Consider the following 13,585-nt stretch of genomic DNA (forward strand, 5'->3'; position numbering starts at 1 on the left):
GCGCAAGCCCACTTCGTTGTTGCACTAGCTTAAAAGGGAGTTACCATTCCTACGCTAATACGCCTAGAATTGAACTCGCGCAAGGCCTCTGAAATGAGCATGTTCAAGTCGTTTGGGTATGTCGTGGGCTGCACCGTTTCTAATGGTTAATAGCGTAATTGTCTTAGCCATACCCAATCCAACTAAATTTGTGCTCAGTTCAGCGCCTTTAGCATTAACCAAATCCATGGGCTGTGGTATCTTTGGCTCAATATCCTTTTTTAACTAGGCTCGACCTCTATTTATGCAAAATATTGCACAGCTCATCGCTGAGGAACTCAATGTTCGTCAGCAACAGGTTATCGATACCATTTCATTACTCGATGACGGCGCTACCGTGCCGTTTATTGCCCGTTACCGTAAAGAGGCCACTGGTGGCTTAGATGACGTTCAACTACGTACTCTTTTTAGTCGCTTAGGCTATTTGCGCGATCTAAATGATCGTCGTAACGTGATTTTGTCGAGTATTGAAGCGCAGAGTAAGCTAACTCCTGAGCTGAAAGCAGCCATTCTTGCTGCCGATAGTAAGACTCGCCTAGAAGATCTCTACCTACCTTATAAGCCAAAGCGCCGTACTAAAGGCCTTATCGCTATTGAGGCGGGCATCGAGCCTTTAGCCGATTTCTTACTCGCGAATCGTCAAGTTGATTGTGAAGCCATTGCAGCGGACTATATTAATGCTGACGCAGGTTTTAGCGATGAGAAAGCAGTACTTGATGGTGCACGTTTTATCTTGATGGAGCGTTTTGCCGAAGATGCTGAACTGCTGCAAAAAATTCGTACTCAAGTCGAGCAAAATGCCGTACTTGAAAGCCGTATGGTTAAAGGTAAAGAGAAAGAAGGCGCTAAGTTTAGAGATTATTTCGAGCACGCTGAAAAGCTGACCAATGTACCATCGCACCGTGCACTCGCTATGCTACGCGGCCGTAACGAAGGGATGTTGAGTCTAAATATCAATGCCGATCCGCAGCACGAGCCTAAGCAAGCAAGCTATTGTGAAGTGATTATTATAGAGCACTTCAAACTAGGACTTACTGATTCAGCAGTCGATGCATGGTTAAAAACCGTGGTTGCGGCGACTTGGAAAGTCAAGATTGCGCTACAGATGGAAACCGAGTTTCTTGGCCGTATGCGTGACAGTGCAGAACAAGAAGCGATTAAGGTCTTTGCCCGCAATTTAGGCGATCTGCTTATGGCGGCCCCAGCGGGGGCAAAAGCGACCTTAGGTTTAGATCCTGGTCTTCGCTCAGGTGTAAAAGTCGCTATTGTTAACGACACTGGCAAGCTTATGGCGCATACCACTATTTTCCCGCATGCTCCGCAAAATCAGTGGGATAAATCGGTGAGAACATTAGCCAACTTAGTGAAAATGCACAAAGTTGAGTTGATTGCGGTTGGTAATGGTACAGCGTCGCGTGAAACCGATAAGCTCGCGGCCGATCTCATTAGCCAAGTAAAAGCTGAGTTGCCTACTTTGACCAAAATTATGGTCAGCGAAGCGGGCGCATCAGTTTACTCAGCATCAGAACTCGCTTCGGAAGAGTTTCCGGATATTGACGTTTCGATTCGTGGCGCGGTGTCTATTGCCCGTCGTCTGCAAGATCCTTTGGCTGAATTGGTTAAAATTGAGCCTAAAGCGATTGGTGTGGGTCAGTATCAACATGATGTTAGTCAGAGCCAACTATCTAGTTCACTAGAAGCCGTTGTTGAGGATTGTGTAAACGGTGTGGGTGTTGATGTGAACATGGCATCGGCTGCCCTGCTTGCACAAGTTGCCGGACTCAATAAAACTTTGGCACGTAATATTGTGACTCACCGTGACGAGCAAGGCCGCTTTAATAACCGTAAGGGGTTACTTAAAGTGGCACGCCTTGGCCCTAAAGCTTACGAGCAGGCAGCTGGTTTCTTGCGTATTAACGATGGCGACAACCCGCTTGATGGCTCTTCTGTACACCCTGAGGCCTACGCATTGGTTGAATCAATGGCTGCCGCTAAAGGTGTGTCTGTTGTAGAGTTCATCGGGAATTCAGAATTGCTTAAAGCGCTAGTGGCACAAGACTTTATCACTAGCGAATTTGGTCTGCCAACGGTCACCGATATTCTCGCTGAACTTGATAAACCTGGGCGCGATCCTCGTGGTGAGTTCAAGACTGCAACCTTCAAAGACGGTGTGGAAGAGATTAAAGATCTTAAGCTGGATATGATCTTAGAAGGTGTGGTGACTAACGTGACCAACTTTGGCGCCTTTGTTGATGTGGGCGTGCATCAAGATGGTTTAGTGCATATCTCGTCGATGACCGACAAGTTTATTGATGACCCGCATAAAGTAGTTAAAGCCGGTGATATCGTTAAAGTTAAGGTGATGGAAGTTGATGCAGAGCGTCGACGTATCGGCTTAACTATGCGTCTTGATGACAAGGCTGGCGACGCACCTAAGAGTGCACCACGCCCGGCGCATAGCAAAAATGTACCAAATAAAGCTGCTAATCAGCAGCGTGGGCAACAAAAGTCGCAAAAGCCTAAGCAGCAAGCTAATGCAGCCATGGGTAACGCTTTTGCCGATGCCTTCGCCAAACTGAAGAAGTAATCTCGATCGCAGATAACCTCTGCTCACAGTAGAAATGCACCACAAAAAAACCGACAGTTTGTCGGTTTTTTTATATCGACATAATTAAGCCATAATCAAAAAGGCAGGCTGAGTATCAGGCTCGGTTCGCTGATGATAAAAGGTCTCAATACGCACACCAAAAGCTTGGTAAAACTCTAGTGTCTCGTTAGCCATCACTGGCTTTGCGGCGGCTTTTTCTTTGCTCGCAGCCTCAGGCTGTTGCCCAGATATTTTTATATCACTACGCTTGAGTGGACCACACTGTCTTAGCAGCTGCTTTAAATTTAGCGCAGCGCTTTGCTTTTGCTTCTCTTGACCTGATTGCTCTTGATGCTGAGATTGGCCTTGTTGCTTGCCTTGCACCGACTCACGTAGTTTAGCTTGAGTCTGCGCTTGTTCAGCTGTGCGCTCGTGTTGCGGGTTAAAGGCGCGTTCTTCATGGCCTTTGGTGGGCTGTTGCGGTGGAATAATTGGTGGTCGTTGTTGACTATCTGTGCGCGCAGAGTCAGTTGCGGCATTAGATGTCGCAATTGGCACGTTGGGATAGTTGGTGACCACTAACATTTATTCATCGCCTGACTTGAGTATTCTTGCGTGATTAAATATTAATCAATGTCGGCGTAAAAATAAAGCGTAGTCGTTAACTATTTACATAATTTACTTAGGTTTTTGCTTGAATAGACTGATACCAATCGCATCTTTTGTACGATGAGTATTAATACCGATAAGCATTAAAACGCTTAGCCTAGGCTGTTTAACCAAAGCTTATAAGCATCCGTAAATTCCGTTTGATGACTGATAAAGGGCGCATGTGATGCCTTAGTCAGTAACATATCTTGGCTATTTTCTCGTTGTGGCATCGCGTTAATCACTCGACGCGGAACCAAGCCGTCGAGTCGCCCCCATATCCTCAACCATGGCTGCTGAATTTGACTGAGGTGAGGCCGAAGGTCGACTGTTTCGAGCATATTTAACCCTTGCGCTAACGCAGATTGCTGGGCGCGTGGGCGAGCAAGTACTAACTCTCTTAATTGTTTAATATCGGCCTTGGCGGTTTGGCTACCCATGGCCTGAATCGCTAGAAATCGCTCAACGGTTTTATCAAGGTCTTGGGTTAATTGGCTAGCAAATTGGCCTAATACATCAGCAGGGATCCCCGGCCAATCTTGTTGCGCCATAAAGCAAGGTGATGAGGCAATGGTGCACAGGGCTGACACGCGCTGTGGGTGATGGATAGCGGCTAAGGTGGCAACGAGGCCTCCCAGTGACCATCCGGTCCAAATCGCTTGCTGCGGAACTTGCTCGATAATGGCTGCAAGCCAGTCTTGAATATTACCATCGACTGCTTGGCTGTGACCAAATCCCGGCAGATCGACAAAGTGAACCCTATACTGATCTAAGGCGTTCTGTAATGGCGTAAATACGGCGCTGTTAACGCCCCAACCATGTAGCATGACTACGTCAGGGCCTTGGCCAACAGATTCAATATGTAACTTACCTTGACTCACTCAGGCCTCGCTATCGTTAACGCTAAAAATGTGAAAAGGATTTCATCTATCAAGACAGGACTATGGAATAGATGGCTTGCGGCTATGTTACCCAATCGCTGTTTGATGTGCCATCAACATATAGCGAGTCAGAATCGCGGGGTCTGCACCGTTTGTTTGCATGCTTGCCGTTATCAAACGGATATTTGTTTGGGTTGTGGCTGTGAAATAGCCATCCAAGCGCCATTTTGTGGCCGTTGCATGCAGCGCCATGCACTTAAAGTCATTGCTCCTTGTAGCTATCATCAGGGGATGGGGCATTGGGTTGGTCAGGTTAAGTATCAAGCGCAATTTGCAGTGATAGATATTCTGGTTGAGGCTTTAGTGCAGCGACTGCTTTACCTAGAACACTTAGGCTTTATTGAATTACCGCAAGTGATTATTGCGGTGCCATTGCACCGAAAAAGACTGCAACAAAGAGGCTTTAATCAAGCGTGGATTATTGCCGCTGCCATATCCAAACGATTAGACATTCCGCTGATCGATAATATGTTGTTAAGGGTTAGAGATACACGGCCTCAGGCTGGGCTAAGCGGAAAAATGCGTCGTAAAAATCTGAGTAATGCCTTTGAACTCTCTGCTGAATTTAACTGGCAGCGAGTCGCCTTGATTGATGATGTGGTAACCACCGGAACCACGGTAGATGAAATCGCCAAGCTAATGCAGCGCAACCATACTCAGGTGCAGGTCTGGTGCCTCGCAAGGGCTGAGGCACCGGGCATTTAATCTATCCTTAATGCAACGCAGGAATAAAGTAGAGTGCGTTGGCATAGACTTTTTCGCTGCCTAACCAGATATTTCTAAAGAGCAGGTTGTCGGTTATCGCGACGACTGCGCCCTTATTGCGAGATTCAATAATAATGGCTGGCGAATTGCTAAAGCTATGTTGGTATTGCTTCGCTAAGTAGCCACTAAGCAAAGGATCTGACGCGTAGTTTGCCGCGACGCTAAAGGCGCTGGATGTTTGAGAAAAACCTAACACTCTGTTTTTCATAACGGGTAGCCTATCGCCATTTAAGCCAAAGTTAATCGGGTGGCTAGCATCGAGCTTCAGCTCCACTATCGCGCCGCCAATTTCTTGCTGGGCTCTGAATTTGGATTTTTTATCAAAGGTTAGTCCGTCTGCATCAAATAGTTGTTTGTAAAAACGCTCGTTGCGTAAATTCGTTCTGAGTAAGTTGGAGTCACTTAACCAATGTAATGCACCTTTTTGGGCTATGACTACACCACCGTTCGAGGCAAACTGTCCCAGTTTGCGGGCAAATCTTTCATCCAGTGTTTGATAGTTGCCATCGGCCATGAGTACATGGCTGTAATCGCTTAGCTTTACTGCAGCGAGATGATTAATATCGACTAAGGTCGTCGCGACTCCTAAAGTGTTATCCAGGTAATACCAAAGTTGACCAACCTCGGGAATTGACGCTCCTTTACCGCTGATGATCAGTGGCCTAATGGGATTGATCACTTTAAAGTCTGGGCTGCCAAGATCGATGCCTTTGCTTGCCGCACTGGTGCTAACAGCGACAATGTTAACTTGCAATTCGTGGGCTAATTTACTGACTTTTTGGCTGATCTCTGTCGCCGATAACTTGTCTTGCTTTAATGGGATTTGCAGTGTGCCGGCAGCAAAATTAATTTCATTAGAGCCAGCTTTGTCACCAAAAGTTTTGTCACTCAAGCTCTTGTCACTAAAGGCTTTAACGCTAAATGGCTTAGCGGCAAATTTGACCATCACCCCTTGTTCGAGCAGTTGTTGTAATAACTGGGCTGCTTGCCTTTCACGCCAATCAATTAGCAGCGCAACGCTGTCATCGCCCCAGTGATTAACTTGGAACTTGGGAGGTCTTTGGCTGAGCACACTTAGCTCGAGTTTGACATTACGGCGCAGGCTTAAGTCAAAAGCATGTTGTAAATTCCAGGCCGAAATATCATAAAAAGTCGGATCGATAAACTCAGTTCTGTCATCAAACATCGCTTTTAGCAGTGATGATTGTGCTTGATTATCGGGGATGAAAATACTGCTATTAACCTCAAAATCGATGCCTGCTTGCGACAGCGGATTAGTAAGGTAGTAATACTCTATTTTGTGCTGTGCCAGCAGTTGCGTTAGTGCTTTGATGCGGCCGGGGTCCTTGTCTGCGCTCACTAACGACCCCGCTTGACGCGGTTTTTTGTTCATCGGCTTTTGATGCTTATTTTCAAAGAACTCAGCTTGATATTGCTCAAGCTCTGGCTTTAACGCCAACGCACCTTTTAAGCTTGAAATCGAGGTGGCGTATTGATTTTCTATCGCCTCTTCAAATTTAACCACGCCATTGACGGAGTCTTGCTCCTGCCCGCGAGGGCTAGCTTGTTCAAATAATACACCGATGGCACCGTTGATGTCGGGATAGGTTGACCCTTTGCCATAGAAGAAGTCATCGAACAACTGCCGACTAAAATAGCGCTGTTTTTTATCGTCGAGTGCGGCTTGATGATAGGCGGCCAATTTGGCGGTTAACTTCTGGTTGGCCGCAGGGGTCAGTGGGTGGGTTCTATCAGGCACACCGGGCTGAAAAAAGTAAGTATTGTTATGGCCCATCTCATGAAAGTCCCCCACATAATGTGGCTGCCAACGATGAAATAGTGCTACACGGCCTTGTGATTCAGGGTGTCGCAGAAATAACCAGTCGCGGTTTAGATCGGCTAAATAGTGATTGCTACGGCCCGTTGGCCAACCTTGTTTATGCTCTTTATGGTTTTGGTCGGTAACCGTGACTTTGCCCGCATAGCTGTTGGCCCAAGTGGAAAATCTATCTAGACCATCGGGGTTTTGGCTCGGTGTAATCAGCACTACTGCATTATCGAGCAGATCTAATACCCATTTTTCTTCGCTGGTGGCCAGCATGTGGCTGAGTTTAATGGCGCTATGGGCACCGCTAATTTCATCGCCATGAATCGAATAGGCTAGCCAGATAATCAGCGGGCCAGCTTGCTTGCCTTGATATTTGATTTGCTGTCTTTGAGCTAAAATTTCATCGAGTTTGGCTTGGTTTTCTGGCGAGGTGATAACCGCGGTGAGCTGCTGTCTTGCTTCGTGGCTTTGGCCGGTATTTTCAATCGAGACTCGGGGGTTTTGCTTAGCTATTTCGTTAAGGTAATAGTTAATCTGATCATGGCGCAGTAAACGCTCACCAAGGGGGTAGCCTAAAAACCCTTCAGGACTGGTTGTGGTGACGCCGTAAAGGGGGTTATCGGTTAAACGCGTCTTTTTTGCTTCGGCAAAAAAGGAAGGTAATGTCAAAAAAGCGCATAAAAAAAATAGACCAATTCTAAGCATGGAGTTTTTCGTTATATTTATAATATAGTTGTTAAATTAACAGCTCAGCGACGACAAAACTACTCTAGGCTAAGATAAAAAACTGTGATCTGTTTGGTGTTTATTATCAATCTGTGAGCCTTAGGGGCTACAAAGGATTGCAGAGTAAGAGTATTATAGGGTTAATTCTTACTAAAACACTCAGGTTTATCCCTGACGGAGCATGTTTTCATGATTACCATTTCCGAAGCAGCTCAGGCGCATTTTGTTAAATTGCTATCAGATCAGCCTGAAGGAACTCACATTCGAGTATTTGTTATCAGCCCCGGCACAGCTCAGGCTGAGTGTGGCGTATCATATTGCCCACCAGATGCCGTTGAATCTGACGACACAGAATTAGAATTTAACGGCTTTAATGCCATGGTTGACGAGAAGAGTGTCCCTTTCCTTGAAGAGGCCACAATCGACTTCGTGACTGATCAGCTAGGTTCTCAGTTAACGCTGAAAGCACCTAACGCTAAGATGCGTAAAGTGTCTGATGACGCTTCTCTGTCAGAGCGTATCGAGTACGTGATCCAGTCTGAAATCAACCCTCAGCTTGCTAGCCACGGTGGTAACATCATGCTAGTTGAAATCACCGAAGACGGTATTGCGGTACTTCAGTTTGGTGGTGGTTGTAATGGTTGTTCTATGGTTGATGTGACCCTAAAGGATGGAATCGAGAAGCAACTACTTGATATGTTCCCTGGTGAACTAACAGGCGTTAAAGACGTGACTGAACACCAACATGGTGAGCACTCTTACCAGTAATAGGTATGTGTTATTGATAATAAAAACGCGACTCAGGCTCTAAGCCTAGGTCGCGTTTTTTTATGCTTATTTTATGTTGCTCTTATGCGGTTAACGCTTGTCTGAGTCTGAACCAATAATGCAGTGACAGCGAAGCGCTACGGGCTAACATAAAGCAGCTCATCGCGGCCCATAATGCAAAGTTACCTTGGGGTTCTAATAGATACCAAACAGGAAAGAACACGCCAAAGGTCGATAAGATCATGCTGTTACGCATCACTTTTCCTTGAGCAGCACCAATATACACACCATCAAAAAGATAAGATCCGAAAGCGAGTAGGGGTAAAAATATCACCCAAATAAGGTATTGCTCTGCCACGGCACGTACTTCACTTAAGCTGGTTAGCATGGCGATAATGTTTGAGCCTGCTAAGGCAAAAAATAACATAAAACCAGCAGCGGCTATCGCCGACCAAGCCCAAGCGAGTGTTACCGATTCGCGCATTAATCGACTATTCTTTTGCCCGTATGCTCGGCCAACCTCAGCCTCGGCATAATAGGCTATGCCATCAAGTGCATAGGAGATAAGGAGTAATAAATTGAGCAATATGGCATTGGCTGCCACCGTGTTATCGCCTAATCCCGCCCCATAAAAGGTCATAAAGGCAAACGAGAGTTGTAGGCATAAACTGCGAACAAAAATGTCTCTATTTAAGCCCATCAGCTTAGCGTAGCTTTGTAGTGTCAGTTGCTTAGCAACTTCAAATAACTTAAAGCCCCCTAGCTTACTGAGCTGCCCGCGAACCATAGTTAGCGCCACTAAAAAGCCCGAGATATCGGCAAATACTGATGCTAGCGCAGCGCCTTTTACGCCCCAGCCGAAAACGAGCACGAAGAGCACATCTAAAACTATATTGACTAAGTTGGCGATAATTAACTGCCACATTGCGGCTTTGGGCTGTTGACGCCCAAGTAGCCAGCCGAGCAAGACCAAATTCATGAGGGCAAATGGGGTCGACCAGATCCTGACTTGGAAATATTCGCGGCAATAACGCTCAACCTCCACGCTGGCGTCTGACATTGCCATGGCTAAATTGAGGATCGGCAGTTGTAGCGCTATGGCTACAATGCCAAACAGTAATGCTAAACTTGCGGCTTGAACCAGTAGCTTAAATTGTTGCTGGGTATCGTTTGCGCCGTAGGCTTGCGCCACTAATCCGGTGGTTGCCATGCGTAAAAATCCTAGCAACCACAAAATTAAGGTTATAATCGTTGACCCAACTGCCACGCCGCCTAAATAATAGGCGTTGCTAAGATGTCCAACAACGGCAGTATCGACTAAACCTAATAGCGGCACCGTGATATTTGATAAGATCATCGGTAACGCTAGAGCAAACAGTTGTCGGTTTTTTTGTGGGTTTAACAGTAAGGCAATCATTATAGAGGTCTAATATTTATGGTTAAAAACGTGTTGCTAGCGCTATTAGCGCTGACAGGTTTTTCGGCTCATGCGGCAGTGATACTGCAATATCATCATGTATCAGATAGTACGCCAGCAATTACCAGCGTTACTCCTGCGCAGTTTAAAGAGCAGATGCAGTATCTGGCGGAAAACAACTTTAATGTTGTGCCGCTTTCAACAGTCGTGGAGTCTATTAAGGCGAAAAAAACACTGCCAGCGAAAACGATCGCGATTACTTTTGATGATGGATACCGCAGTATTGCCAATACTGCGCATCCTATTTTAAAGCAATATAAATTCCCCTACACGCTTTTTGTCTCGGTTGAGCCGATCTTAAAAGAGTACGGTGAGATGATGAGCTGGCAACAACTTATCAGCTTGTCAAATGAAGGTGCTGAGATTGCTAACCATAGCTGGGGGCACGAGCACTTAATTCGTAAGCAAGCAGGGGAGAGTGATGCACAGTGGCTGGCTCGTATTGAGGCAAATATTCTGCGTACCGAGAACGCAATTGCTAAGGCGACGGGACAGAATTTGAAAATGCTGGCTTACCCTTATGGTGAGTACAACGAACAGATTGAAACTATGCTTGAAAAACACGGTTTTGTGGCATTTGGTCAACAATCTGGTGCAGCGGGGCCCTATTCGCCATTAACAGCGTTGCCACGTTTTCCGGTTGCTGGCGTATATGCCGATCTCAACAGCTTAAAAGTAAAACTTCACAGCTTAAATATGCCGGTGATTTCTCAAACCAACAGCAACCCGCAGCTAGCGCAAGGTCAGTGGCGTCCAAAAATTAAAGTGACTTTGGATATGAGTGACATCAATGCATCGCAGGTGATGTGCTTTATTCAAGGGCAAGGGGCTAAGAAGCCAAATTGGATTAGTGATAATCAATTTAGTATTCAAGCAGAGTTAGATCTACCTGCTGGGCGTTCGCGTTATAACTGTACGGCTCCGAGTAAGAGCAAGGGCAGCTATTATTGGTTTTCGCAGCCTTGGGTAAGGCCAAAATCCGATGGCAATTGGATTAAAGAATAATGTGTTAATGTTTGTATAAGCGCCTAATTAGGCGCTTTTTTTTAACTGGAATATTTAGCGATTATTGCGTTTACATCATGGATTAAATCGCTATTTTTTATCTGCGGTAACTTACCTGGCGTATCAGATCTAGGCTTAATGATTGCGACCTTTTCACCTTTTGGTGATATCAAAGCAAATGACGCACTATGGTCAACCTGATAGTCATCTCCATCTCCGACCATGGCATACACAAAACCTAAGCTACGGGTTACTGGGAACAGTTGTTTATGTTCTCCGGTTACCGCCATAAATTCAGGATTAAAGAACTTGATGTAGTTTTGCAGGGTGTCAGTGGTGTCTCTTTGAGGGTCAACAGAGAGAAAGACAACTTGCACTTTAGCCTGTTGACTCAAGCCTGCATACGCAGATGTTAGTTTGCCCATAGTGGTTGGGCACACATCGGGGCAGGAGGTATAGCCAATGAAAAACAGACTCCACTTTCCCTGCAAATCAGCATTGCTAAAGCGATTTCCTCGCTGATCGGTTAATGAGAAAGGCGCTAATGGTTGTGGCGTTGGGTACTCAAAACTTGTTTGTAATGCTAAAGGAGCGGGTTGGCTCAGCTGAATACTGGCGTAGGCGCCAGCCACGACCAGTATAATGGCTGCAATAATCCACGTAAGCTTCATCTTTTATTCCTCAATGATTGAGCGATAGCATGGTTCATATCTCTATACCCACAGGTAGTGATCAACCAGTAAAGCGATAAACAGTAGCATCAGGTGATAGATAGAAAACTTAAACACATTCATCGCAAGCCCTGGCGTTTCATGATACTTAAGCTGCCACGCTTTATAGATAAAAGCCGCGCTAAGTATGCTTGAGCTAACCAGATAAAGTGGGCCACTCATGCCCACTAATACCGGCAGCAAACAGGCGATGGCTAACAAGATGGTATAGAGGAAAATACAGGTTTTAGTAAACTCGACTCCGTGAGTCACTGGCAACATGGGGATGTCGACCTTGGCGTATTCAGCTTTACGATGAATAGCCAGCGCCCAGAAGTGCGGTGGGGTCCATGCAAAGATAATGATCACTAAAAGTAGCGCATTACCATGAAACTCTCCGGTAACGGCGGTCCAGCCAAGTAGTGGTGGCATGGCTCCAGCTAATCCACCGACCACAATATTTTGTGGGGTAGCTCGTTTCAAGTAGGCGGTATACACCACGGCATAACCAATCAAGCTTGCAAAAGTAAGCCAGGCTGTCAGCGGATTAACGAGCGCATATAGCACCACAAAGCCAAGAGTTCCAAGCCCAAACGAAAACGTCAGTGCTTTAGCGATAGAGACGCGTCCTTTAGGGAGTGGCCGGTTATAAGTTCGCGCCATTAAGCCATCGATACGACGATCAATCAGATGGTTAAAGGCGGCAGCAGAACCTGCCATCATACCTATGCCCGCCAAACCCGCTATTAAGGGCACAATAGGCACAGTTCCGGGCGGGGCCAAACACATACCCACTAACACCGTGAGTAGCATTAGCGCCACAACCTTAGGCTTGGTCATTTCATAATAGGCGCGCCATTGAAACAGTGGCGTCGATGGACTGCTAGGTATTGCGATCTGTTTTGCCATTAGTGAAACCTCGCGATGTGCTGTAGCGATAGGGTGAGGGCGTTATGCGTTGTCATTTATCTGCCCCTTAAGCTTTGCGCCATAAGGCGTAATTAATAAAGACCAAGGTCAGCAGCAGTAGCGCTGCGCCTGCGTTATGAGACACAGCAATACCCAGAGGTAGATGCAGAACGACATTACTGATCCCGAGCGCGACCTGTAAGATAACTAAGCCGATTAATAGCCATGCTGCATCGCGCATCATGCTTGATGCAGCCGTGCGGATCAGTTTGAAGGCGAGATAAAACAGCATTGCCGCAGTAATGATTGCACCAATACGGTGGGCGACATGAATGGTCATTCTGGCAGGGTAGTCCAAGACCCCAAATTCAAAGCTGGCATGGTCACCTTGAAACGGTGAGAAAGCTTTGGCGAGGCTAAGGTTGTCGACCCAGTTACCCTCGCAGATTGGTAAAGTGGTACAAGCAAGCGCGGCATAATTTGATGACGTCCAGCCTCCTAACACGATTTGCAGTAATAATACCCCGATGCAGATAGCAGCAAAGCCAGCCATCTTTCGTGCAGGCGCATCGCCGCCTGGGATCCGTAGTGGCTTGCTACGCAGATATAACAAAAGCAGGAGTGAGAATAGTGCAAACCCACCCAGTAAGTGTGCCATAACAATGATTGGCATCAGCTTCATGGTCACTGTCCACATGCCGAGAGCGGCCTGAAAGATGATCAGCGCTGCGATAAACATAGGCAGCTTTTTGGGGGCATCTTTGGTTTTAAGACTAAGCACTAAAATCAGTAATACCAGTAGCCCTAATGTGCCAGCGATGTAACGATGGATCATCTCAAGCCAGGCTTTATCGGCTTCAACAGTGTGTTCTGGAAACACTTGTTGGACTTGGGTTAGTTCGTGAGTTTCAGTGGGCACTTTGAACATGCCATAACAACCAGGCCAATCTGGGCACCCTAGCCCAGCATCGGCTAATCGAGTGTAAGCGCCCATTAATATCACACACAAAGTAAACACCAAGGTCACTTTTAATAATGAGTTAATCTGCATTGGTTGCCCCTCCAATACAGAGTCGCTGTCTAGTAAAAACACAGGTATAAGCGCATCTATGTAATATCACGCACAAAGTAAACACCAAGGTCACTTTTAATAATGAGTTAATCTGCATCAGCGACACCTCC

Annotated in this window: 11 protein-coding genes; 4 read left to right on the forward strand and 7 right to left on the reverse strand. The window is 46.3% G+C overall.

Annotated features, from left to right (window positions below):
• The first annotated feature begins 283 nt into the window (after positions 1 to 283).
• Positions 284 to 2,626 carry a Tex family protein gene (locus ACVBIL_RS11150; protein WP_447167055.1) on the forward strand — a complete coding sequence of 781 codons (2,343 nt, stop codon included), beginning with the start codon at positions 284 to 286 and terminating at the stop codon, positions 2,624 to 2,626.
• Positions 2,627 to 2,710: 84 nt separating this feature from the next.
• Here ACVBIL_RS11150 and ACVBIL_RS11155 read toward each other — a convergent pair whose 3' ends face one another.
• Positions 2,711 to 3,211, reverse strand: coding sequence for a hypothetical protein (locus ACVBIL_RS11155; protein WP_447167056.1), 501 nt, complete (start codon positions 3,209 to 3,211; stop codon positions 2,711 to 2,713).
• Between the two features lie 176 nt (positions 3,212 to 3,387).
• Positions 3,388 to 4,155 (reverse strand): pimeloyl-ACP methyl ester esterase BioH, encoded by a 768-nt coding sequence (gene bioH, locus ACVBIL_RS11160; protein WP_447167057.1) that lies wholly within the window; start codon positions 4,153 to 4,155, stop codon positions 3,388 to 3,390.
• Between the two features lie 84 nt (positions 4,156 to 4,239).
• Between bioH and ACVBIL_RS11165 the strand changes: the two genes are divergently transcribed.
• On the forward strand, positions 4,240 to 4,920 hold the full coding sequence (locus tag ACVBIL_RS11165) for a ComF family protein (RefSeq protein ID WP_447167058.1): 681 nt from the start codon (positions 4,240 to 4,242) through the stop codon (positions 4,918 to 4,920).
• Positions 4,921 to 4,927: 7 nt separating this feature from the next.
• Here the strand turns inward: ACVBIL_RS11165 and ACVBIL_RS11170 are convergent, their stop codons facing one another.
• Positions 4,928 to 7,477 (reverse strand): M14 family zinc carboxypeptidase, encoded by a 2,550-nt coding sequence (locus tag ACVBIL_RS11170; protein ID WP_447167059.1) that lies wholly within the window; start codon positions 7,475 to 7,477, stop codon positions 4,928 to 4,930.
• Between the two features lie 246 nt (positions 7,478 to 7,723).
• Here ACVBIL_RS11170 and nfuA point away from each other — a divergent pair, with 246 nt between their 5' ends.
• Complete coding sequence (nfuA, locus tag ACVBIL_RS11175) at positions 7,724 to 8,302, forward strand: Fe-S biogenesis protein NfuA (RefSeq protein ID WP_447167060.1); 579 nt, start codon at positions 7,724 to 7,726, stop codon at positions 8,300 to 8,302.
• An 82-nt stretch (positions 8,303 to 8,384) separates the two neighbouring features.
• Here nfuA and ACVBIL_RS11180 read toward each other — a convergent pair whose 3' ends face one another.
• The gene (locus tag ACVBIL_RS11180; RefSeq protein WP_447167061.1) at positions 8,385 to 9,719 is read right to left on the reverse strand and encodes an MATE family efflux transporter; all 1,335 of its coding nucleotides are present in this window, start codon (positions 9,717 to 9,719) and stop codon (positions 8,385 to 8,387) included.
• 18 nt (positions 9,720 to 9,737) lie between these two features.
• Between ACVBIL_RS11180 and ACVBIL_RS11185 the strand changes: the two genes are divergently transcribed.
• Positions 9,738 to 10,784 carry a polysaccharide deacetylase family protein gene (locus ACVBIL_RS11185; RefSeq protein WP_447167062.1) on the forward strand — a complete coding sequence of 349 codons (1,047 nt, stop codon included), beginning with the start codon at positions 9,738 to 9,740 and terminating at the stop codon, positions 10,782 to 10,784.
• A gap of 41 nt (positions 10,785 to 10,825) precedes the next feature.
• Here ACVBIL_RS11185 and ACVBIL_RS11190 read toward each other — a convergent pair whose 3' ends face one another.
• The 3 genes from ACVBIL_RS11190 to ACVBIL_RS11200 all read right to left on the reverse strand — a co-directional run bounded on the left by ACVBIL_RS11190 (position 10,826) and on the right by ACVBIL_RS11200 (position 13,454).
• Positions 10,826 to 11,455: an SCO family protein gene (locus ACVBIL_RS11190; RefSeq protein ID WP_447167063.1), complete on the reverse strand. Its 630-nt coding sequence runs from the start codon at positions 11,453 to 11,455 to the stop codon at positions 10,826 to 10,828.
• Positions 11,456 to 11,497: 42 nt separating this feature from the next.
• A complete protein-coding gene (gene cyoE / locus ACVBIL_RS11195) occupies positions 11,498 to 12,403 on the reverse strand; it encodes a heme o synthase (RefSeq protein ID WP_447167064.1) in 906 nt (301 codons plus the stop codon).
• A gap of 67 nt (positions 12,404 to 12,470) precedes the next feature.
• Positions 12,471 to 13,454: a COX15/CtaA family protein gene (locus ACVBIL_RS11200; RefSeq protein WP_447167065.1), complete on the reverse strand. Its 984-nt coding sequence runs from the start codon at positions 13,452 to 13,454 to the stop codon at positions 12,471 to 12,473.
• Between the last annotated feature and the right edge of the window lie 131 nt (positions 13,455 to 13,585).

Source organism: Shewanella sp. 125m-7, assembly GCF_052977045.1.

Bases quoted from the DNA above. Each gene is read 5' to 3' on its own strand.
- cyoE (WP_447167064.1), bottom strand. From the start codon at position 12,403: ATGGCAAAACAGATCGCAATACCTAGCAGTCCATCGACGCCACTGTTT.
- ACVBIL_RS11190 (WP_447167063.1), bottom strand. From the start codon at position 11,455: ATGAAGCTTACGTGGATTATTGCAGCCATTATACTGGTCGTGGCTGGC.
- ACVBIL_RS11165 (WP_447167058.1), top strand. From the start codon at position 4,240: ATGTTACCCAATCGCTGTTTGATGTGCCATCAACATATAGCGAGTCAG.
- ACVBIL_RS11185 (WP_447167062.1), top strand. From the start codon at position 9,738: ATGGTTAAAAACGTGTTGCTAGCGCTATTAGCGCTGACAGGTTTTTCG.
- ACVBIL_RS11200 (WP_447167065.1), bottom strand. From the start codon at position 13,454: ATGCAGATTAACTCATTATTAAAAGTGACCTTGGTGTTTACTTTGTGT.
- ACVBIL_RS11180 (WP_447167061.1), bottom strand. From the start codon at position 9,719: ATGATTGCCTTACTGTTAAACCCACAAAAAAACCGACAACTGTTTGCT.
- nfuA (WP_447167060.1), top strand. From the start codon at position 7,724: ATGATTACCATTTCCGAAGCAGCTCAGGCGCATTTTGTTAAATTGCTA.
- ACVBIL_RS11155 (WP_447167056.1), bottom strand. From the start codon at position 3,211: ATGTTAGTGGTCACCAACTATCCCAACGTGCCAATTGCGACATCTAAT.
- ACVBIL_RS11150 (WP_447167055.1), top strand. From the start codon at position 284: ATGCAAAATATTGCACAGCTCATCGCTGAGGAACTCAATGTTCGTCAG.